Below are 555 nucleotides of genomic sequence, written 5' to 3' on the forward strand. Positions count from 1 at the left end.
ATGCGCGTAATCGCCTATCTATGTGTTGGTAATTTGTTACGTAACATAGGAGGCGGCTATGGCTGTTCGGGTCAGAAGTCCAAACTATCCCAACATTTCTCTGTCTGACGCGATAGAGAAAGCGGAGAAGATTTTTGCTGTTGATCGTACGTACAGTATTGACCGCGAGGTGGCGGTGGGACATGCCGGATACTCAAGCCTAAACGGAGCATCGGCTAAGGTCCTTGCCTCGATGATTCAGTATGGGCTTCTGGAAAAGGCCGGTAAGAATCAGGTCCGAGTGACGCGCCTCGCGGTTGCAATCATGCATTCGGAAAGCGACGCGGCGAAATCGGAGGCGATCATGGAGGCGGCCTTCAGGCCTTCGCTTTTCGCGGAGCTACGGAACGAGTTCCCCGGCGGGGTGCCGTCTGAGGCGTCGCTGCGCAGCTACCTTCTTCGTCAAGATTATTCGAATGCCGCAATAGGTCCTGCAATCAGGTCTTACATCCTAACTTACGAGATGGCGGAGCAAACGCGCGCAAACGAAAGTCATGGCGTGAGGTCAGTCGCAGC

The 555-nt window shown here is 54.2% G+C and carries 1 protein-coding gene; it reads left to right on the plus strand.

From position 1 onward, the window contains the following. Positions 1-58: 58 nt before the first annotated feature. A partial coding sequence (locus tag IG168_RS20510) for a hypothetical protein (protein ID WP_193166467.1) occupies positions 59-555 on the plus strand: 497 nt, incomplete at its 3' end.

This window comes from Microbulbifer hainanensis, from assembly GCF_014904735.1.
Taxonomy (GTDB): Bacteria; Pseudomonadota; Gammaproteobacteria; order Pseudomonadales; family Cellvibrionaceae; genus Microbulbifer; species Microbulbifer hainanensis.